The 21,843-nt window shown below is 39.0% G+C and carries 18 protein-coding genes; 9 read left to right on the forward strand and 9 right to left on the reverse strand.

Translation table 11 applies throughout. The features are described from left to right. Nucleotides 1-340 precede the first annotated feature (340 nt). A complete protein-coding gene (gene ndk / locus GF867_RS06620) occupies nucleotides 341-739 on the forward strand; it encodes a nucleoside-diphosphate kinase (RefSeq protein ID WP_366927783.1) in 399 nt (132 codons plus the stop codon). 128 nt (nucleotides 740-867) lie between these two features. On the opposite strand, the gene GF867_RS06625 is transcribed toward ndk, so the two are convergent. The 6 genes from GF867_RS06625 to GF867_RS06650 are packed head-to-tail and all read right to left on the reverse strand — an operon-like array spanning nucleotide 868 to nucleotide 7,718. After that, nucleotides 868-2,307, reverse strand: a complete 1,440-nt coding sequence (locus tag GF867_RS06625) for a glycoside hydrolase family 32 protein (RefSeq protein WP_153832320.1) — start codon at nucleotides 2,305-2,307, stop codon at nucleotides 868-870. Between the two features lie 3 nt (nucleotides 2,308-2,310). Next, the gene (locus GF867_RS06630; protein ID WP_153832321.1) at nucleotides 2,311-3,945 is read right to left on the reverse strand and encodes a type 2 periplasmic-binding domain-containing protein; all 1,635 of its coding nucleotides are present in this window, start codon (nucleotides 3,943-3,945) and stop codon (nucleotides 2,311-2,313) included. Nucleotides 3,946-3,994: 49 nt separating this feature from the next. Beyond that, on the reverse strand, nucleotides 3,995-4,882 hold the full coding sequence (locus GF867_RS06635) for a carbohydrate ABC transporter permease (protein ID WP_153832322.1): 888 nt from the start codon (nucleotides 4,880-4,882) through the stop codon (nucleotides 3,995-3,997). After that, nucleotides 4,879-5,814: an ABC transporter permease gene (locus tag GF867_RS06640; RefSeq protein ID WP_153832323.1), complete on the reverse strand. Its 936-nt coding sequence runs from the start codon at nucleotides 5,812-5,814 to the stop codon at nucleotides 4,879-4,881. Before GF867_RS06640 ends, GF867_RS06635 begins: the two co-directional genes overlap by 4 nt. 52 nt (nucleotides 5,815-5,866) lie before the next feature. Further along, a complete protein-coding gene (locus GF867_RS06645) occupies nucleotides 5,867-6,832 on the reverse strand; it encodes a LacI family DNA-binding transcriptional regulator (RefSeq protein ID WP_153832324.1) in 966 nt (321 codons plus the stop codon). A gap of 13 nt (nucleotides 6,833-6,845) precedes the next feature. Next, entirely contained in the window at nucleotides 6,846-7,718 is an 873-nt protein-coding gene (locus tag GF867_RS06650; RefSeq protein WP_153832325.1) for an ROK family protein, read from the reverse strand. A 1,361-nt stretch (nucleotides 7,719-9,079) separates the two neighbouring features. Between GF867_RS06650 and trkA the strand changes: the two genes are divergently transcribed. Together trkA and GF867_RS06660 are read left to right on the forward strand one after the other, a co-directional pair. Continuing rightward, complete coding sequence (gene trkA / locus GF867_RS06655) at nucleotides 9,080-10,429, forward strand: Trk system potassium transporter TrkA (RefSeq protein ID WP_153832326.1); 1,350 nt, start codon at nucleotides 9,080-9,082, stop codon at nucleotides 10,427-10,429. A 10-nt stretch (nucleotides 10,430-10,439) separates the two neighbouring features. After that, a complete protein-coding gene (locus tag GF867_RS06660; RefSeq protein WP_153832327.1) occupies nucleotides 10,440-11,891 on the forward strand; it encodes a TrkH family potassium uptake protein in 1,452 nt (483 codons plus the stop codon). A gap of 218 nt (nucleotides 11,892-12,109) precedes the next feature. On the opposite strand, the gene GF867_RS06665 is transcribed toward GF867_RS06660, so the two are convergent. Both GF867_RS06665 and GF867_RS06670 read right to left on the reverse strand, forming a co-directional pair. Continuing rightward, the gene (locus tag GF867_RS06665) at nucleotides 12,110-14,146 is read right to left on the reverse strand and encodes a copper-translocating P-type ATPase (RefSeq protein ID WP_153832328.1); all 2,037 of its coding nucleotides are present in this window, start codon (nucleotides 14,144-14,146) and stop codon (nucleotides 12,110-12,112) included. A 651-nt stretch (nucleotides 14,147-14,797) separates the two neighbouring features. Further along, entirely contained in the window at nucleotides 14,798-14,959 is a 162-nt protein-coding gene (locus GF867_RS06670; protein ID WP_153832329.1) for an SUMF1/EgtB/PvdO family nonheme iron enzyme, read from the reverse strand. A gap of 375 nt (nucleotides 14,960-15,334) precedes the next feature. On the opposite strand from GF867_RS06670, the gene GF867_RS06675 reads away from it, so the two are divergent. The 5 genes from GF867_RS06675 (at nucleotide 15,335) to GF867_RS06695 (ending at nucleotide 19,713) form a co-directional block, all read left to right on the forward strand. Then, complete coding sequence (locus GF867_RS06675; protein ID WP_153832330.1) at nucleotides 15,335-15,895, forward strand: TetR/AcrR family transcriptional regulator; 561 nt, start codon at nucleotides 15,335-15,337, stop codon at nucleotides 15,893-15,895. 18 nt (nucleotides 15,896-15,913) lie between these two features. After that, nucleotides 15,914-16,561, forward strand: coding sequence for a cobalamin B12-binding domain-containing protein (locus GF867_RS06680; protein WP_153832331.1), 648 nt, complete (start codon nucleotides 15,914-15,916; stop codon nucleotides 16,559-16,561). A gap of 1 nt (nucleotide 16,562) precedes the next feature. Next, nucleotides 16,563-17,723: an ABC transporter permease gene (locus GF867_RS06685; RefSeq protein ID WP_153832332.1), complete on the forward strand. Its 1,161-nt coding sequence runs from the start codon at nucleotides 16,563-16,565 to the stop codon at nucleotides 17,721-17,723. After that, a complete protein-coding gene (locus GF867_RS06690) occupies nucleotides 17,716-18,405 on the forward strand; it encodes an ABC transporter ATP-binding protein (RefSeq protein ID WP_153832333.1) in 690 nt (229 codons plus the stop codon). The genes GF867_RS06685 and GF867_RS06690 overlap by 8 nt, the downstream gene beginning before the upstream one ends. Before the next feature lie 162 nt (nucleotides 18,406-18,567). After that, nucleotides 18,568-19,713 carry an ArgE/DapE family deacylase gene (locus GF867_RS06695; RefSeq protein ID WP_153832334.1) on the forward strand — a complete coding sequence of 382 codons (1,146 nt, stop codon included), beginning with the start codon at nucleotides 18,568-18,570 and terminating at the stop codon, nucleotides 19,711-19,713. Between the two features lie 93 nt (nucleotides 19,714-19,806). Here the strand turns inward: GF867_RS06695 and GF867_RS06700 are convergent, their stop codons facing one another. Further along, nucleotides 19,807-20,376, reverse strand: coding sequence for a YcjF family protein (locus GF867_RS06700; protein WP_253940774.1), 570 nt, complete (start codon nucleotides 20,374-20,376; stop codon nucleotides 19,807-19,809). 886 nt (nucleotides 20,377-21,262) lie between these two features. Here GF867_RS06700 and gloA point away from each other — a divergent pair. Beyond that, nucleotides 21,263-21,643: a lactoylglutathione lyase gene (gloA, locus tag GF867_RS06705; protein WP_153832335.1), complete on the forward strand. Its 381-nt coding sequence runs from the start codon at nucleotides 21,263-21,265 to the stop codon at nucleotides 21,641-21,643. The last annotated feature ends 200 nt before the right edge of the window (nucleotides 21,644-21,843 follow it).

The raw sequence follows: 21,843 nt of genomic DNA on the forward strand, positions 1-21,843 counted from the left end.
GAACTAATCTCATTCATTAACTTACTTAAATCACTACCTGGCAATAGAGCCTTGCCTGCATTTAAGTGTTCTAATAATTCTGTTAACATCCTTAGTCTCCTTACTGCATTTTATTGCGTACTGATTCTTTGACATGCTATAGTGAACCGTTCAATTAAATTGGCTTGTGTTATCTTAATGACTCTACCTAATTCTAACTGATAAATGGCTAGTTCGCCATATTTTTCACACAACAAGAAAGTGAGGTAAAAGAAGTTACAATAAAAGTCAGTCAAGCGCATTGTCATCATTTTCTTGATATAATGGTAAAAATAAGCTTTAGGAGAGTGATCAGATGACCATTCAACAAACATACATCATGTTGAAACCAGACTGTGTCAAGCGTGGCATGATGGGTGACGTGATTTCACGTATTGAAAAGAAAGGTTACCGTATCGTACAAGCCAAATTGATGACACTTGATGCGCCTATCATTGCCGAGCATTATGCCCACTTAACTGACCAGCCTTTCTATCCTAAACTGGAACGCTATATGTTATCTGGCCCTGTCTTTGGCATGGTTCTTGAAGGTGAAGACGTTATTCGAGGTATGCGCGCCATGATGGGGCCAACCAATGTCTTTGAAGCAGCGCCGGGAACCATTCGCGGTGACTATGCGACTGATGTGACTTACAATCTCATTCATGGATCAGATACGCCTGAAACGGCTGAAGCAGAAATCAAGCGATTTTTTTACTGATTCGTAGATAAACGAACAAAACGCTCCTATGTTTAGCCAAAGCTAGCTATAGGAGCGTTTTTGTTCATTTATATATATGTGTGTGTGTGTGTAGTTTAAATTCTTTTTTATATAAATGAGTTTAACGATTAATTAATTTCACTTATCGTTACTTCTTTAGTTTCTTTAGTTTCACTGTGTATTTCAATTGTTTTAATTGGAGAATCGAAATAAACCGTGCTACTCATTGCTTTACCATCTATAAAGACTTCAATGGACGAGGTATCAATTACTAACTCGATTGCATTAACTGGATTGATGTCCATTGAACGCTCATTAGTATAGGTTGCTTCCCCTGTAATCTCAGGATTCACATACTTTCTTGAAATCGAAACAACATTTTCTTCCAAGTTAATCGAGAAATACTCTTCTGTGTCATTCCCAATTTTAATCGACAGCTCAGTTAATTCAGAGGCTGATTCAACTTTAAGATAGTTAACCTTTTCATTCTCAATTAAATGCTGCTCTTTAAACTCTTCTTTATCATCGCCCAAAGTTGATAAGCGATCGTATAATTCAGTTGGAATCGTTTGAATTAATTGACCATCTTTCACCGATAACACGCGAGGTAATGTCATCATGCCTGACCAACCATGTTTTAGTTCGTCTGTTACGTTAGTTCGGCCCCACATTTGTTGCCAAGCCACAATGATTCTTCGTCCTTGATCATTTAGACACGTTTGAGGCGCATAATAATCTAGCCCATGGTCAATTTCGTGGTAGCTTTTCACTTCGAATGAAAGGGTTTCCCAATCGACTTTCCCTAAGAAGGCTATTGATGAATTTAGGTTTTGATATTGATTCCCTTCCATCGGCATGTTCATTGGGCTTAACACAAGGATGTCTTCTCCGTCAATTTCAAATAAATCAGGACATTCCCATATATTGCCTAATTGATCATTTCCTTCAAGAAGCACAGACGCTTGTGACCATTCGATTAAATCGCTTGAACTAAAAATAAATATTTGTCCTTGAGACTTCTGTTCATCCAGCGTTTTTGACGCAACTACTGAATAATAGGTGTCTCCTCTTTTGAAGACTTTAGGATCTCTAAAATCAACGGTCGTACCTACTTCACCAAGATTCGTTTGATCAATGACTGGGTTGGCAACATGTTTTTCAAAGTTTATACCATCAGTTGATGTCGCAATACATTGAACTTGGTTAACGATGCCGTTTTCCTCGTACACTCCGGTATACATCAGCACCAACTTGTCCTCTACAACAATCGCTGAACCTGAGAAACAGCCATTTTTATCATAGGGTTGATCTGGTGCGATTGCTATTGGAAGATATTCCCATTCAACTAAGTCTTTTGATTTAGCATGTGCCCAGTGCATCGTATCCCACTTGCTATCATATGGATTTGATTGGTAAAACAAATGGTATTCACCTTGATAATAGACAAAACCATTGGGGTCATTCATCCATCCATATTCAGGCGCTAAATGAAACTTTGGTCTGAATTTTTCAACCATATTTTCTTTGTTCTCTTGAATAAATGTGTTCGCATTTTTCAATAAATTCATTTTTTATTCCTCCGAGTTACTGATATATGTTTTATAATTTCTTTCATAAATTTCCATTAATTCTGATAAATTCAATCTTTCTAATTCTGCTAAGTAATTATCCCAAGATTCATCGGTTATGCCACCAATAATCCATTCTGCTCTTTGTTGATAAATATATGGATTTAAGTCTGCAAGAATTTGATCAATTCTATTGGCATCTTCAACATTCATAAACATTTGAGGGAAGTTATAGTCATTTTCGATAAACTCTAAATAATGCTCATGCATTAAATCAAGTCTCCATTGAGCATCATCAGGCGATGTCGTATACACTCCGTAATACTCATCCAGTACAGCTAATGGTCCACCCGCTTCTGTTTTTTGTCTTAGTTCTCCTGGTGCTGTTCCATCTAATGGTGCATGTTGTAACATTGGCTCTCCTGCTTCGTTCGTGCCTAATGTAAAGATATTCTGTTGTTCTTCATCACCATAAGTACCCCAGTTGTTCTGTACCGATTGGATTGGCTCATACATTTTATCTGCCCATCTTGCGGTTAACTCTAAGTTTTTATTCACACTTGTTATAACAAAACGGCCTCTAAAGAATCCAAAGTTATTGGTTCTAGTTACTTTCTTATCTCCATGTGGTCCTTCTAAAACGGGTAATACATCATAATTATCATTATCACCCGTAATATTTGCTTTATCCCAAGTGAAATATACACCGTATCTTTGATCGTTTCCTTTTGAAACATATGAGTTCCAGTTATGTTCAAAAGCTTCTGGATCGATTAAACCTTTTTGATATAATTCACTGAAGTACTCAATCCCTTCACGATAAGCATCATCATCAGCAGTATAATTAAGTGAACGATCATTATTGACTACTAAATGATTATCGTTATCCCCATCTCCTCCAAATGCCGCCAATAGCATCTTGAAATCTTCGTTACCATTACCATCAATAAAGGTAAGTGGAATTTCATCTGCTTCACCATTTCCATTCGGATCATCATTTTTGAAAGCCTCTAATACAAGCATTAACTCATCTGTTGTTTCCGGCATATCAAGACCAAGGTTGTCTAACCATTCAACATTAATCCAAGCCATCCCATTGACTGTATGAATAGATTCTTTTCCTTCACCCAATTCTTCGATCCATGGGAACGAATACATATTCCCATCAGGTGCTGTTGCCAGTTCTTTATATTCCGGATACTTTTCATAAATAGCCTTTAAGTTAGGCATGTATTTATCAACTAAATCATTGACTGGGATAATGACTCCGTCTTCAGCCCAAGCTAATAATTCTTTATCGCTTGCTTCAGCATTGAACATTGCATCGGGTAAGTCTCCTGCAGCAATGGCTAAGTTACGTTTTTCTGCATAATCATCCGCAATATTATTCCATTCAATATGAACACCCGTTTCTTCTTCCAAACGACTGAAAATCAGTTTTTCATTAGGATCTGATGGTGCTAAAGGTGATGAACTCGTCATTAAATGTAATGTGACTTTTTCTTTTAGTGGAAATTCAACATTTTCTAATTCGTAATCTGCTGCTGATGTTCCTGAGCCGCCATTATTCCCACATCCTGCTAATAATAACGTTGCCGTCAATAACGTTGTTCCTAAAACAAATGGTTTCTTTTTCATATTAATTTTCCTTTCGAATATCGAATTAAATTTCTTTTGTTTATTTGAATTAACCTTTAATAGCTCCTTGAACGACACCTTCTTCAAAGTATTTTTGAAAGAAAGGAAACATAATCAGTAACGGTGCACTTGAAACGACAATCGTTGAATATTTAATCAGTTCTGCAATTTTCTGCATTTCTGCCATTGCAGTTTGAGACCCAATCATATTGGTTTGCGGTTGATTTTGGACTAATATTCTTCGTAATACGAGTTGGAGTGGTTCCAAATCCGGATTACTAATATAAATCATCGCTTCGAAATAACTATTCCACATGGCAACGAAAGAATATAAAAACACGACAAACATGATTGGCTTACTTAATGGTAAAATCAGTTTAATAAATACTTGAATGTCATTTGCCCCATCAATTTTAGCAGCTTCTAACATTTCATCTGGCAAGCCTCTAACAAAAACAGTGGCCAGTAATAGGTGACCTACAGATAAACATCCTGGCAGTATTAAAGCCCAGGGCGAGTTTAGCAAGCCAATATTCCTAATTAATAAGTAAGTAGGGACTAAGCCTCCTCCGAAGAACATGGTTATACCAAAGAAAATCATCAGTGGTTTTCTAAACATCAAATCTGGTCGACTCATTGGGTAGGCTGCTGTCATCGTAATTAAGACATTCATTACCCCAAAACCAAGTGAGTAAATAAATGAATTAATGAATCCTCTTAATATTGAAGAATCCGATAAAACTCTCATATAGCCATCTAATGTCCAATCACTGACATCTAAACTTATCCCTTGATTTATTAGAACTGTCGGGTCCATAAAACTTGCTGCCAAGATATAAAGAACGGGTAATAAGATTGATGCAATAACTAAGACGAGTAATAATGAATTGATTAACTTAAAGAATCGATCTCTTCCATCAAAAGCTACCGTTTTCATTTTGCAGACCCCTCTCTATTATTTATTCGGTTTACAATAAGTGTTGTCGTTAACAGCAAGATGAGATTAATCACTGTATTGAATAATCCTACTGCCGTCGAGTAGGAATAATCTCCAGACTGAAGTCCGACTTTATAAACATACGTATCAATTATTTCAGACTTCGGAAGGTTAAGGCTCGTTTGCATTAAGAATGCTTTTTCATAACCAATATTCATAATGCCACCCACTGATAAAATTAAGTTAATGATAATCAATGGTTTCATTGTTGGTAATTCAATGTGCATAATTTTCTGAAGAATCGTTGCTCCATCAATTTCGGCTGCTTCGTATAGCTCTGGTGGGACTCCTGATAAAACAGCTGTATACAGTAACGAAGCCCAGCCCATTCCTTGCCAGATGCCCGAAAATATATATAAGGGTCTAAAAGAGTCCGGATTAGTCAAGAAATTAGGTGCTTGTATGCCCATTGAGTCTAGAATCGAAATAATCGGCCCTGAGGAAGAAAACAATAAGAATATTATTCCGACAATAATAACTGTCGAAATGAAATTCGGCATATAAAGAATAGTTTGTAAGGTACTTTTTATTTTTTGCGACATTATTTGATTAAGCATCAATGCAATAATTATTGGCGGGAAAAAGCCCCATAATAAGCCATAAATTGCCAATTTCAGTGTGTTTTCTAATAGTCTTGAAAAGTTTGGTGAGGTTAAAAAGTCTCTAAAATGTTCCAGTCCAACCCACTGACTGCCTGTAATTCCTAGCATTGGGTTATAGTCTTTAAACGCTAATAGTATGCCATACATAGGAAAGTATTTAAAAATTAATGTGATTAATACTGCTGGTATCATCAACATGAGCAAGTACTTTTGATTGTTTAGTTTAGTCAAGAAATTGTTCTTATTCTTAACATTTTTTAGTTCAGTCATATTATTCACCCCTTGATTTGAAACGTTTCATTTTCGGACAGAGAAACTAATTTTATTTAGTAGTTCCTCCTTCCGCAAACGTCACTGGTATAATCATTTGTTCTTTATAGTCTGGTTCTTTTATTTGTTTCATTAATATGTCAAATGCCTTATAAGCTAGATCTTTTACAGGTTGAACAATTGTGGATACTTGATACTCTCGTTCGTTACTCAATTTAATCCCATCAAATCCTATTAACTGATAATCTTTAACCATTTCTTTTTTCATGGTTTTTAGGACATTGATTACATTCAATCCTACAAAGTCATTTATTGTGAATATCCCGTCAGTATCTGGATGTTCTTTTATAAAATCTTTTAGCTCATCCGTAAAATCAGTTTTTGGTTCTAATAGATCAATGATATGATGATCAATCTTATGTTCAATACAGTATGACTCAAAACCTTGGCGTCTTTTCATTGTTTCGTTATAGACAACATTATGCGTCCCAACAAACAACAATTTTTTTGCGCCTTTTTCACTTAACGTTTGAGCAGCCAGTCTTCCTCCATTAAAGTTATCACTTGATACGATACTAATATCCTTGTTATAGTGTCGATCAATACTTACAAAAGGTAACGATCCTTCCATATAGGAGTCGATATCTCGATAAGTGATTGCAATAATTCCGTCCACTTTATTTTTTCTCAACATTTTTATATAATTCAATTCACTTTCTGAATTGCCATTCGAATTACATAAAAATACATGATAACCATTTTTTTCTGCTACTTCTTCTACATAAAAGGCTATCGATGAAAAAAACGGATGCCAAATCGTTGGAAGTATTAAAGCGATAGTATTCGTTTGATTTAATTTAAAACTTCTCGCTAAATTATTTGTTTCGTAATCCAATTCTTTTACAGCGGCTTTCACCTTATCATATGTAGATTTTTTTACGTTTAAGCCGTTAAACACATTACTCACACTACCAACACTTACACCTGCTAGTTTAGCTACATCTTTCATCGTCGCCATATTTAAACTCCTTTCATTTTTTATTAAACGCTTTCTCTGCTAATTTGTAACAGCCCTTAACGGCAGCTTCTCCACCTAATTTAGGTAGCACGATATAACGCTTAATATCGTCAATTTCTAAATAGTCTCCGGCTAACTTTTGATAGCTTTCTTGTACCTTTTCTAACAAGGATTCTTTATTCATCACACCTCCACCAAGAATGACCCGCTCCGGTCTTAAGAGATACGTGATATTATACACTGCTTGAGCAATGTAGTAGGCTTCAATCTCCCACTCAACACTCTCAGGTTCTAAGTCATTGCCTTTTATGCCTGCTCGATGCTCTATGGCTGGTCCACATGCTAATCCTTCTAAACAAAAATCATGATATGGGCAAATCCCGCCTTGAGTCGCACTGCTATGAGGATGAACAATCATATGGCCCATCTCAGGATGCGAGGCTCCTCCAATGAATTCACCATTCTGAATGGCTCCACCACCAACTCCCGTACCAATCGTTACATAAACTAAACTTGATAGGTCTTCACCATGGCCAAAGTGATATTCGCCATAGGCTGACGCATTAACATCTGTCGTCCAATACATCGGTACATTAAACTCTGATTTTAATGTACCCAAGACATCAAAATCTTTCCATAACAATTTAGGGGTATTTGTAATAAATCCATACGTTGGTGAGTTTTTATCACAATCAATTGGACCAAAGGAACCAATACCAAAACTTGATACTTGTTCTTTATACTTATTGAAAAAATGAATCACTTGTTTTAATGTTTCTTTAGGATCCGTCGTTTCGATACTTATTTTATCTAAAGTTTGATATTCTTTATTTCCCACTGAACATACAAATTTTGTACCTCCAGCTTCAATTGCACCATACAGCATTTAAAAACCTCCTTGAGATTTGAAACGTTTCATATTTTTATTATAAGATAAACTTTTTTGATGTCAAGCATTTTTTGTAAAGGTTTCCAATTTATTTCTTAGAGACTTCTCGTAAATTAGCTTAATTCTTTAGACGCTTACGACCTATAAGTTGAGAATCGCAAGCAAGAAGAACACTTTGCCAGTTACTCTTATTTCAGCGGTTTAAAACGGAGTAAATTGCTAGGCCTCCCTCACAATTTACTCGTTATGCATTTCTTGGTATAAGAACGATAGACAGCAGCCTCGTATCAATGTATGAGGTGTTTGGTTTTATATAAGAAGTAGCGACTATCGACGACTAACAAGGTAATCCTTGCAAGTAGCTAGTTAGATTCATGATGTCTAAGATTATACGCTGAATTTCGCTACAATATACGCTGTCGTGCTAGCAAGCCATTTAATTCATGTTGATTCACTCATTGTTGTTATACCAATGAGTCCATTATTGCAATCTGCTTCTAAGGCGTGATACTAGCTCGTCATATTGAAGAAAATGTTACGTGCTTTCTCGTGAAGTTTCGTCACTTCAAGCTTAAGACACTTTATCGGATAAGGTAAGAACTGCCTTATGAACCATGGAAAACATACTACTTTTTAAAGTAGCTTATGAAGATGAGATCGTGGGGGATTAGGTATAGTTAATACCGTAAACAATCCGCATCATGAAGCATAGACTTACTTGTAAAACATGCAAGAATTGGATTTTAAGTGTGAGTGGCTATCGTGACTCCTCCAAAAGGAACAGTACAAGATAATCCTTCCGTTTAATTGGAAACAACGCTAATTCATCTGTAACCAATCTTTTGTCATTTATTCCGTTCAAACCTATAGGCATCATACTAATTAACACCATCAGTATATTTTTTCTTAGCGTCGTATAGCACCACTAATACATTCTTTAATGGCTCTTGTTTCTCATTGATTAAAGATAACTACTGGTATAAAAGAACGAAAATGCTTTTTCCAGAAACATGTGTAATAAAGACAGTCTAGGTTCTTTATCCCTACCTATTACGTATCAAGCTTTCTACTTTCTCTACTATTGCTAGCTAACCTTGCTCAAGAATCAAACGTTTAAGTTCTTGAAGTTTCTCCACTTTTTCCATTGTAATCTCAAGCAATTTATTCTATGATTACCTCCTATTAGTTCTATTATTTTGTTTATTGAGTCACTTCTTAGAAGTGTATTTATTGCTTTCAACTATTTTGTAATGTATCTTACACTTATTTTTCTGAATTTAAGTTACAAAGTATCAGAAGTTTGCTAATATAGAGCTAATTTGTACCAAATATTTAAGAAAACGAAGGTGAATCCTCAAATGGATATTGTCATTATAGGTGGGGGAAAAGTTGGCGAGATTCTTTGTCATGAACTTGCTTTAGAAAATAATATCGTCCTCATCGAAGCTGTTCCAGAAAGATTGGAAAGAATTATCAATAAAACCGATATTACAGGTTTAGTGGGCGACGGGGCAGATTATGATAATTTAGTCGAAGCGGGTGTTGAGACCTGTGATATGTTCATTGCTGTCACGCCCGAAGACGAAACAAATATTATTAGTTCCATTATCGCCAAGCAATTAGGAGCTAAATACACGATTGCTCGTGTTAGAAATCCTAAGTATACCAACCATATTGAATTTGTTCGCGAAAGCCTAGGCATCAACCTGGTCATTAATCCGGAAATGGTGGCGGCGCGCTATATTACTAAAAGTATTGAATTTCCGCATTCCCTCAGCATTGAGCAGTTCGGTAAGGGCCGCGTGAATATGGTAGAGCTGGAGATTAAAGCTGGCAGTCCTCTAGCCGACCAGTCCTTAAGCCAGTTTAGACAAGAATATGGCGAGGTCTTGATCTGTGCCTTAACCCATGCGAAACAAACGATTATTCCTAGTGGACAAACTGTCCTAAGGGTTGGGGACCGTTTATATGTGACCGGTTCACGGGAGGATTTAGCAAACTTCTACTTGAAAGCCGGTTACCGGGAAGAGAAAATTCGCTCGGTTTTAATTATCGGTGGTGGACGAGTAACCTATTACGTGCTTCATCTGTTGAGTAAAATGGATATCGACCTGAAAGTTATCGAATTAAATGAAGAAAGAGCATTAGATCTCAGTCACCGTTTTCCACAAGTCGTGGTGATTAAGGGCGATGGGATGGACCAAGAACTGTTATTGGAAGAGCGGATTGAAGGCTTTGATGCGGTCTTAAGTTTAACCGGTATCGATGAGGAAAATATTATCAACTCAATGTACGCCCTCTCTCTAGGCATTAAGAAAGTCATGACGAAAGTCAGTCGAACGGGCTTACTAAAAATATTAGGCGACTCAGACTTACAAGCGATTGTGACGCCTAAACGCTTAATTACGAACAAGATTTTACGCTATGTCCGCTCTTTAGGTAATGCGACCGCGTCCAATGTGGAGGCTTTGATTCGAATTGCTGATGACGAAGTCGAAACCTTGCAATTCTTCGTGAAAGAAAATAGTCGCGTCTTGAATATCAAGCTGAAAGATTTAAACACCAAAGACAATTTATTGATTGCCTACATTATGCGTGACGACCAATTAATTTATCCTTCTGGTGAAGATGTGATCTTAGCCAATGATCATGTGCTAATTGTGACCAAGCATAAATCATTTAGCGATATTGATGACATCTTAAGGTAAGGAGTGCCTAATGAATAAACAAATTATCCGCTATACGCTTGGCAATATCCTTATGATTCTTGCGGGCTTAATGATATTACCTCTAATTGTCAGTATGATTTATCAAGAAAGCTGGGTCAATATTGCTAGTTTTCTTGGTACGGCTTTAGTCACATTCGCGATTGGTTTTTTCTTATCGCGCACCAAACTCCATCGTCGTAATTTCTATGCAACGGAGGGCTTTACGATTGTCTCACTTTCTTGGATTGCGATTTCATTTTTTAGCGCGATTCCTTTTGTGGTCAGCCAGCAGATTCCATCCTTTGTCGATGCCTTTTTTGAAATGTCGAGTGGTTTTACTACAACGGGTGCCAGCATTTTAAATGATGTCGAGGCGCTCTCGCATTCGATGTTATTCTGGCGTAGTTTTACTCATTTTGTTGGTGGGATGGGCGTCTTGGTCTTTGCCTTGGCGATTTTACCTAAAGCTGAATCGGCCTCTGTTCATATTATGAAGGCTGAAATGACTGGGCCAACCTTTGGCAAGCTCGTTTCAAAATTGTCTTCTACGGCCCGCATTTTGTATGTGATTTATTTCGTCTTTATGATGATAACGCTGGGCTTACTTTGGCTAGCTGGTGTGCCTTTCTTTGACTCGATGTTGTTGGCTTTTGGGACAGCTGGTACCGGTGGTTTCGGGGTTTTAAATGGCAGTATCGCACCTTATGATAGTTTTACCGTTGAAATGATTTTAAGTATCGGCATGATTGTCTTCAGTATTAATTTCAATTTATTTTATCTGGCCTTCATTGGTCAAGCTAAACGCGCCCTTAAAAGTGAAGAACTCCGCTGGTTTCTGGCAATCATTGCCGGCAGTGTGTTCTTGATTGCGCTGAATTTAATTTCGACGTCTTATGGTGTCACCAGCGCCTTTCGCGATAGCTTCTTTACGGTTGCTTCCATTATTTCAACAACGGGTTATTCAACCGCCCTCTTTGATCATTGGCCTTTATTCTCGCAACTGATGTTAATTCTGTTGATGTTTGTCGGAGGTATGGCTGGCTCAACGGCTGGTGGTTTGAAAGTCTCTCGGATTATGTTACTGATTAAAGCGGCTTGGGCGGAAATTAAACGGACCATTCGCCCAAACCGAGTGGTAACCATTGAATATGAAGGCCGCCGAATTGATGCTAAATTGGTCAATACAGTGTTGAGTTACTTCGTGGTCTATGTGCTGATTTTTGTCGTGGCTGTTTTAGTCGTCAGTTTAGAAACACCAAATCTGCTGTCCTCTTTTAGTGCTGTCGCAGCTACCTTTAATAATATTGGGCCTGGGCTTGGCATCGTCGGTCCGTCACAAAACTTTGCGCATTTTAGCCCCCTAGTCAAAATAGTCCTCTCATTTATCATGATCATGGGCCGTCTAGAAATATTCCCTATGATAATTTTATTTGCACCAAACACTTGGTTGAAACGCTTTTAATTGATGGGCCGTTGGCTGTCCTTGCGTTTCTCCACTAATTCATCAGATAAGATCACGCTTGCTTTGTTGGAAGCCTTGGTCAGAAAAAAACATAGTGAGTGCTCTTTCAAAAGGAAGGAGTCTCACTATGTTTTTGTTTAGATTTTTGTGAAGCGTCTGCAGGCCTGCTGGATTTACCCCGCCACTACCTTTTCAAGAAGTTGCTTGAAAGAACGGGCTTATTCTGACTCACTTAAGTTTAGAGTCATGGCGTTAAAGGCCACGATGACGGTTGAGGCGGACATCAAAATTGCGCCAACAGCAGGTGCCAACGTAAGGCCAATGGGGGCTAAGATCCCAGCAGCTATTGGAATTGCCAAGAAATTGTAGCCTGCTCCCCAAGCCAAGTTTTGCTTCATTTTTCGGTCGGTATTAATAGAGAGTTCGACAAAGGCTTCAATATCACCTGGATCCGACTGCGTTAAGATGACATCGGCAGAATCAAGAGCAACTTGAGTACCGGCACCTACCGCGACACCCACATCTGCCAGAGCGAGTGACGGCGCATCATTGACACCATCGCCGACCATAATCACTGTTTGACCTGCATTTTTATAGCTTTCAATCAGCGCGTATTTATCCTGAGGTGACATCGAGGCCCGGTAGTCGACCTCCAAGAGATCCGCAACAGCTTTGGCGGCTGATTCATTGTCGCCCGTTGCAATCATCGGTTGGATACCTTGAGCTTTCAGGAAATCTATCAAGGCTTTACTGGTCGCTTTGAGTTCATCTCCTAGGGCAACTGTTCCAATCGCTTGGCCGTTTTCCGTTAGAATACTCAAGGTAGCACCTGTAGGCACTTGGACGTCAAGCGGTTGCCCGTAGGCTTTTTGACTAAGCAGTTGATAGTCTTTGCCATTCAGTTGACCGCTAACCCCTTTACCAGCGAGGACTTCAACTTGTTCGAAATGACTGGCTTGAATCGAGGCCGCTTCAGCATGTGTGATAATCGACTGGGCAATTGGATGACTCGACCCCGCTTCAAGGCCAGCCAATAAGGCAATGAATTCTTCCTCCGTATAATCTGTCCCAAAGACTTGAGTGTCGAGCACTTTAAATTCGCCCGTTGTTAAGGTGCCAGTTTTATCTAAGACAATGTGCGTGGCTTTACTGGTTAATTCATAGACTTCACGATTTTTGACTAAAAGACCTCGTTGCGCCCCAAGACTTGTACTTCGTGAAACGACCAATGGGATGGCCAAACCTAACGCATGCGGACAGGCAATGATTAAGGTGGCAACCGCAAAGGATACGGCACTTTCTAGACCTTCTAGATTAAACCAGATAATAAAAGCAAGCAAGGCTGCCCCTAAGGCAATCCAAAACAACCAACTCGCCACCCGATTGGCTAAATCTTCTGCTCGCGAGGGGTGACTCTGGGCTTGACTTACCAAATGTTGAACTTGTGAAATAAAGGATTTCTCACCGACTTCTTGAATCTCCACATACAGCACACCGGGGCCATTGGTTGATCCTCCGATGACTTGATCTCCCTTATGCTTTTCAATCGGAACGGCTTCTCCAGTTAATAGAGATTCGTTGACACGCGAATCACCTCGGACAATTACGCCATCGGCTGGAATATTCTCGCCTGCTTGAACGCGTACCAGGTCGCCAATTTTTAATGCTGACAATGCTTTGGTGACTGTGGTGTCATCGTCTGCTAACACGTGAACCTCTTTAGGTAAGAGAGCTGCCAAAGATTGTTGAGCGTCGCCCGCATCGCCTAAAGCTTCCATTTCAATCCAGTGTCCTAATAACATAATCAGCACAAGTGAGGCGAATTCGAAAAAGAAGTCCATCAAATGTTGGCCGCTTACGTAGTTAGCAATAACCGCATACATACTATATAGATAAGAAACGCCCAGACCTAAGGAAACCAAAGCCATCATGCCTGGTGCTTTGTTTTTCGCTTCCTGCCAGCCACCCTGGAAGAATGGTTTACCGCCATAAATTAAAAGAATCGTTGCTAAAATGGCGACCACGATATCTGAGTAGGCAAAGTGAATAAGTCCAGTCTCAGTTAGGCCAAAGAATGGCGCCATTAGTAGGATAGGAATGCCTAAGACTAGAGAATTCATGAAAATTTGTTTGAAATCTCCGTGATGATGATGACCGTCGTGGTGGTCGTGGTTACTGTGATCGTGATGGTCATGATCGTCGTGGTTACTGTGATCGTCGTGAGAATCATGATGTTGATGTTTATTCTTTTCCATAATCTTTCCCCCTGCTGTTAGTTTAGTTTACAAGTGTAACCTAGATTGTTATCCTAAGTTTACATCCGTAACCCATGTTTGTCAAGGCAAAGATATTCTTAGGAGGCCTACTGATGATTGGACTACCCTCTTTTTAAATCCTACTACCAAAATACTTAGATTATAAGCCTGAGCTCATCCTCTAGCCGATGTTTTCAAAAAGACCGGCTAGTGGGAAGCAGCCTCTAGCCGATATTTCCAAAAGACCGGCTAGAGAGTGCTAGCCATCTAAGGAAAGCTTGGCTGGATGGTGGATTTTATTGCAAAAAAAAGGCGGTGTCGTTGCCTTTTGGTTAACGACGATTAAATTAAAGCAGCGAGACTTATTATCCTGCCGTCGGTCCGATGGCAGGTCTTGTGGTTCCCTTCATGGTCGCAAAGCGCCAGCCTTCATGAAGCTTTTTTAGGTTTGGATTGCCTTCTTAGTCTGGAGATAATTCTTCTACCGCTTGCTTTTTTTGCTGGTCTTTTCTACACGAAAAAACATAGTGGGCAGTTATATTCTGCTCACTCTGTGTTCTTGTCTTTACTGCGATTGGCTTGTAAATGTTGTGCGATGGGTTTTAATACGAGGGGATTATTGGTCTTATTTCCCCTCAATGCTTATTTGTTTTAGATGTTTTCTGCTACTCGAAAGCCGGTGTTTTGGCTCGAGGAGTTGGCGGTGTTTGAGTTGCGGCCGGCTAAGCGGTAACGGCGGCAGTAAGATTCGTGGCATAAAAAGGAACCGCCTCGGAGGCTGTATAAATGATGGGTTTGCTGATTTTGAATCATCTTCACCACACCTCTATCCCTATTCAACCTTATTTTAGACAATTATTGGGGAATGGAGACTTGAAAGCGTTGGGATTATTTTAGGGTTTAAAGTCTGGTTAAAGCCTCTTCTGGCAGGCGGCAAAAATTTTATTTTGAAAAATGCATCGCTTACGATTGATTAAATTAAGTGGGTGTGTTAAATTATGTATACACTTATCAAATGATAAGTTTTTATATCGAGTGATATAACTTTATCTTTACTTGTTATCATTAGGAGTTTATAAATAGTCACACAAGCAATCAGAGGCTTTAATCATCATAAATGAGTCAGTAACTTAAATAGTAAACCCTCGAAGGTATCTGTAAATGCTTTGATAGAAAGAGAGGCGACAGATGATTCCAGAAAGAATCAGCACAAAAGACTACATTCTCTACATAGCAGGCGAATTATTTATGGAAAAAGGCTTTCAAGCGACGTCAACTCGTGAAATTGCCGAGAAAGCGCAGATCAAACAACCGAATTTGTATCATCACTTTAAGACTAAAGAAGATATTTACATTGCGGTTTTAGAAAACTTATCTGCTCAAGTTAAAGTGGGCTTAGAGGCCATAGTTAATGACACCGAAACTGATTTAGAAGCAAGTCTGTGTGATATTCTTAATTACTTGAGAGATAAGCACCCTGCGAACTTTTCGATAATGATCCATGATATGACTTATGAAATTTCCGATGAAAACCACGCTCATCTTTATCAGCTGTGGGGCTCTGCTTACTTACAGCCTTTAGTAAAACTCTTTAATCATCATGTCCCAACTTCACCCCACTTTAGTCCGCCCGAATTAGCGCGTCATTTCTATTCAGTCATTGCACCATTTATTCAAAAAGACAACCGCTTCAAGCAAGAAGTGTCTGTCGAAAAAGTGATTCATCTTTTTGTTCACGGAATCTTATAAAAAGAAGGAGTGATTAATATGCACGAGCTATACCAACAAATATTACAAGCTTTACAAATGGAAGATAAAGAGCAAGCCGTTAAGCTTTCGATGGATGCTTTAGAAAACAAACACGTTACTGTGATGGAATTATACGAGTCTATTTTAAGTCCAGCCTTAGCAAGCATAATCAATGAGTACGAAGATGAAGGAGACCTGATTTGGAAAGAACACGTTAGAAGCGCCATAATTCGCACGATTATTGAATCAGCCTACCCCTATATTTTGAAAGAACAAGCACCCGTTATGGGTGAACGAGAAAATGTTATTGTGATGTGTCCAGAACTTGAAGATCATGAGCTGGGGGCGAAGATGGTGTCTGACTTCTTCCAAATTGCCGGCTTTAATTCCTATTTTATTGGGGCACGTACACCTTTAAAAACGATAGTGAATGCCATTAAAGACGTGAAGCCAAAGTACTTAGTCATCAGTGTGACTAACTTTTACCACATTCTGTCGGTTAATCGACTGATTGAAAACATTAAAGACGTAACGAATTCAGATTTAACCTTTATCTTAGGTGGTCGTGCAATTGACGCAAATCCGGATAGTGTAAAAAATACAGGCGCTCATATTCACTTACGAAACTTTGAGGATATTCAGCAACTAATCGAGGTGGAAAAATAATATGAAACTAGCATTTTCAATTGGCATGCGCTTTCTTAAAACAAGTAAAGTGCAAACAGCCTTCATTGTACTCGGGATTGTGATTGGTGTGGCCGTTCAAGTATTCGTCGGGTCATTAATCGAAGGCTTACAACAATCCTTAGTCGACGGAACCATCGGTTCCTCGCCCCATATCACGATCGTTAACTCACAAGACAGTGATCCTTTCGAAGACGATAATGCGCTGTATGAATCGTTAACAGAAGATGAACGTCTAACAGCTGTCACTAAATCCTTCAGTCGCAATGGCTTTGTATCCTTAGATGAAGATACGACGAAGGCTGTTTTTTTAAGAGGTTTTGATTTAGCGGACGCAGAAGACATTTATTCTTTTGAAGATAGTTTAGTGGAAGGCGACATCCCTTCAGCTAACAATGAAGTCTTAGTCGGTACAAACTTCGCGCAAGACAATAATTTGTATGTCGGAGACGCTATTGACTTTTTAGCCACAACAGACTCAATGGAAGAACTGACCATCGCCGGAATATTTGATTTAGGCGTTGCCAGTTTAAACGAACAATGGGTGGTCACCGACTTAGAAACAAGTCAAACTTTATTTGATGAAACGACTAATTTAACCTCCATCGAAACACAAATAGATGATGTCTTCGCTGCTGACACGATCGCAAGTGAGATTGATTCGCAAGTAGCTGATTCAAACTTAAAAACAAGTAACTGGAAAGAAACCAACGAAGCCCTCTTGTCTGGTTTATCAGGGCAATCTATTTCTAGTTATATGATTCAAGTGTTTGTCTTAGTTGCGGTCTTATTAGGAATCGCTTCAGTGCTGGCTATTTCAGCGGTTCAAAAGTCGAAACAATTAGGTATTCTAAAAGCTATGGGGATTAAAGATAAGACAGCCGGACAAGTTTTCTTGTTCCAAGGTTTTGTCTTAGGAACATTCGGTGCTTTAATTGGAGCGGGTGTCGGCTTAGGCCTGATGTATACTTTCTCTATTTTTGTCCAAAATACAGATGGCACACCACTTGTTCCCTTTTACTTTAACACACAGTTCGTTATCTTATCGACCGTGATTGCGATTATCGCCTCAACGATAGCGGCATTTATTCCAGCTAAGAATTCGTCACGACTTAATCCAATGGAGGTGATTCAAAATGGGTAAAATACTTCAATTAAACAATATCAATAAAGTCTATGGTACAAAAGTCAAAACACAAGTGTTACACGATGTCAGTTTAGCGTTTGAAGCCGCTAGTTTCACTTCAATTATTGGTCAATCAGGAAGTGGTAAGTCAACTTTAATGAACATTATCGGCACACTTGATATGCCGACAAGCGGTAATGTGACCATCGCCGGCAAAGACACATCGGCGATGAGTAAAAACGAGTTAGCGACTCTAAGAAATGAAACGATTGGTTTCATCTTTCAATTCCATCACCTACTGCCTGAATTTACGGTATTAGAAAATGTACTGATGCCTTACCGTATTAAACACAATAAGGTGACGGATGAAGCGATGAAACGTGCTGAATATTTAATCGAAATGGTGGGTTTGACTAAAGTCAAAAATAACCGCTCGACTGAAATATCAGGGGGCCAACAACAAAGAGCCGCCATTGCCCGCAGTTTAATTAATGAACCTAAAATTATTTTAGGCGATGAACCGACGGGAAACTTAGACACTGAAACAACACAAACGATTTTCAATCTATTAAAAGATATCAATAAAGAATTGAAAACGACTTTCATCCTGATTACCCATGATAAAAAAGTCGCTGAACAAGCCGACCGAATCATTGAAATCAAAGACGGTCATGTCATCATGGACATTCCAAACCTATAACCAGACTATGAACGATTGCCACCAGATTTTGACAGGTGGTGATCGTTTTTTGTCGTGTTTGTCGTGTTTGAAAAACATTAGCATAGATAGCATAACTTCAGAAATTGACTTGATCGTCAGAAATACAGTAAGATGAAGAAAATCAACAAGGGGGCGTAATTTATGATTAGCAATGAAAAAGCAGTTGAGTATTTACAGGATATTATCCGGATCAAGACGGAAAATGATCATGAAACAGAGGTCGCGATTTACTTGCAACAGCTATTACAGGCGCATGGCATTGAGGCTCGCTTAATTGAGTTGGAACCTGGCCGCTCAAATCTAGTTGCGGAAATCCAGAATGGAAACTCGACAAAAACTTTGGGACTTTCTGGTCATATGGATGTAGTCAAAGCCGGTAATCACGACTTGTGGCAACATAATCCTTATGGAGCTGAAATTATCGACGGCAAATTATACGGTCGCGGGGCTACCGATATGAAAGGTGGGTTAATGGCGCTAGTGATTGCGATGATTCATGCCAAAGAAAACCAGACTTTCAATGGAACGCTTCGTTTATTAGCGACGGTTGGTGAAGAAACTGGCGAACCTGGTGCTCGACAGTTGAGTGATTTAGGTTATGCGGATGATTTAGATGGCATCTTAGTCGCGGAGCCCTTTAATCAGCGTATTCTTTACATGCATGGTGGTTCATACAATTACAGAATAAAATCTTATGGCGTTTCAGCCCATTCTTCGACTCCTCAAAAAGGTCAGAATGCGATTCAACATTTACGTGATTTTATGGTCGTGATTCAAGAAAAGTTGGATGCGGTGGTCGAACAATATGACAATGATAAATTGGGCCGGACGATTCATAGTGTGACTTTAATTGAAGGTGGCGTGCAGTTGAATTCCATTCCAGAATACGCTGAATATCAAGCCAATGCTCGAACAATTCCTGAATTTGATAATGATCGCTTAACGGCATTAATTCAAGCAACCGTTAATGAACTTAATCAGCAGAATAATGGCTATCAGTTTGAATTTGAATTGTTAGCGGATATGCCGACAGTTGTGTCCAATCCAGAGTCTGAATTAATTCAAGTGATTCATCAAGTGTCACACCAAGATAATATCGATGTGATTGCTTTACCCGGAACCACCGATACTGCCCAATTCCAACGGAACAATCCAACGATGGATGTCGCCATTTATGGACCGGGCGATGTGAATCTGGCACATCAACTCGATGAGTATATTGAGGTCGATGATTATTTAGAATTCATCCCAACTTTTGTTAAGATTATCGAAGGTTATTTGACATAGCACGCATAAAAAAACGCCGTCTCTTTTGAGAGGGCGTTTTTGCTTTGTTTGGAGTTTGCGAGGGATTTACAGTCTTATTTTGGTAGGAGGAGTTTACTTATTAGTGGTGCTTTTAAGTGCCTTGGATAGGGTTCTAAACTGGCCTTTGAAGCTAGTCAGGTCTTCAAGAATATCTTCCCCGTCGTTCAACATTTTAACTGTTGTCCAACCGAGGGCCTCGGTGATCGTACTCGCAACCGCGCCGTTAATCGCCGCGCCAGCCACGGTTCCTACTGCAGGTACAAATTTCATAATGTTACCCACGGCGCCCCTTCCTAAGCCAACCACCAACAATTCCTTCGACAGGCTCTTGCTTAGGCCTTCCACCCACTTCTGGCCAAATAGTTTATGTAAACGAGCCATCATCGTTAATTGAACCGGTACTAATAGAACAGCATCAGAAAAAGCTATCGGCGAGCAGCCAATAATCGCAGCCGTTAAGGACGCCGCATGGATAATTGAATGACACTTCTTACGTATTTCGTCATCGACACCGACTAGAAACTGGTCAAAAATTCGGTCGAACTGATCTTTACTTTTGCTTAGAATCTTCTCCGCTTGAATTTTTGAACTGTCAAAACTATTGAGAATTTTCGCCACTGTTTTCTTAGGCAACTTTTCCATCACATCGGCGAAGAATGAATCTGCTTCTGTTGTGGGTGTCTGCGTTGTTTCTGTCAACTGTTTGTTGCTTAATTCTGCTTTATCGGTTGGCGACATTCTCGGCACTGCTGCTTGTATTGGTATCATTTTTTCTACTTGCTTCTTTTTCATGCTTTTCCACCCCTAGTGTTAGTTATAATAGCCTAAAATAAATTGACGCGCTAAAAATGACTTTTGTGATGGCTTAATTTAAGTTTAGAATCATTATATCATATGCAAGTGCAGTGTCAGCCTATTTGCTTATCATTCGAAGCAGTAAATTTGCTGTGCAAGGAGCTGATTGTTGAAGAGAGGTGCTAACGAAAAATAGCTATTCGACCTACTCACTTTATTCCAGTAATCCAAGATTAAGAAGAGAACATGGCTTTTGGCACATGACAAATCACGGATATTTCTTAGTGAATATTCTGCCCAAATGTTTAGAGTGTTTAAAGATTTGACGAGTGGGCTCCTGAAAGCTTAAGCACGTAGTCAAGCATTGAAAGAAACCTTACGTGATTGTTCACACGTATACATCGCTTGATGGCGATTTTAATATTATGGCTGCTCCGAGTTCTATATTGCTTAATCTAGGCCATAGGTTTTCCACCAATGAAAAGGTTGGATTTCTTTTAGGCTTTTGTAAACTAAGTGATTGCGCAGGCGCCGTTTCCTTTGATGAATAATCTCCTTCTTATTTCGACGAATTCAACAAAATAATTACTGTAGATTTGGAGCCGTAGGCTTACTCGTCACTACTTATCGACATATTGTAAGGATAAAGTTATAGTGTTTAGATTGAATAAAATGCGTCTGTGGTCGATTCATGTTACTATGGAGATAAGAAACTATTGGAGGATGATTTTTTATGAACCAAGTACTAGTTGAGATTTGCTTACGTGTTAGAGATATTGAAGCTACTTTAGATTTTTACACTAATTTATTTGATTTTGAAGTGGCGAGTCGTCGTGAGTTCCCTGAAGATAAATTTGATTTAATTTATTTAAATTCCCCAGGAACTGGTGTACAGATTGAGTTAACTTACAATTATGATGCTGAACCATATACTATTGGTGATGGCTTCAGTCATTTAGGTGTGACAGTTAGCGATTTAGAGAAAATGCATGAGATCTGTAAAGACTCTGCTTACAAAACTGGTGACTTAAGAGGTCTTTCTGGTGGGACACCGACTTACTTCTTCGTGACGGATCCAGATGGCTACCGTATTGAAGTAAAGCGTGCAAAATAATTTAGCTTAATACAAAAGGTAGGCTCGATAAGTAGTTTAACGAGCCTACCTTTTTAATATGGACAAATATCGAGCTTGCAATGAAATTTTGTCTATTCTGTCGTCTTACAGTTCTTACCGCTTGAAAAAAATCAATTTTATCAGTGATCTCTCTGGGTGAAAACTTTCTAAAGGTTGAATTAGAAAAGTTTCTTTCTTTT

It is taken from the genome of Fundicoccus ignavus (assembly GCF_009659375.1).
GTDB lineage: Bacteria > Bacillota > Bacilli > Lactobacillales > Aerococcaceae > Fundicoccus > Fundicoccus ignavus.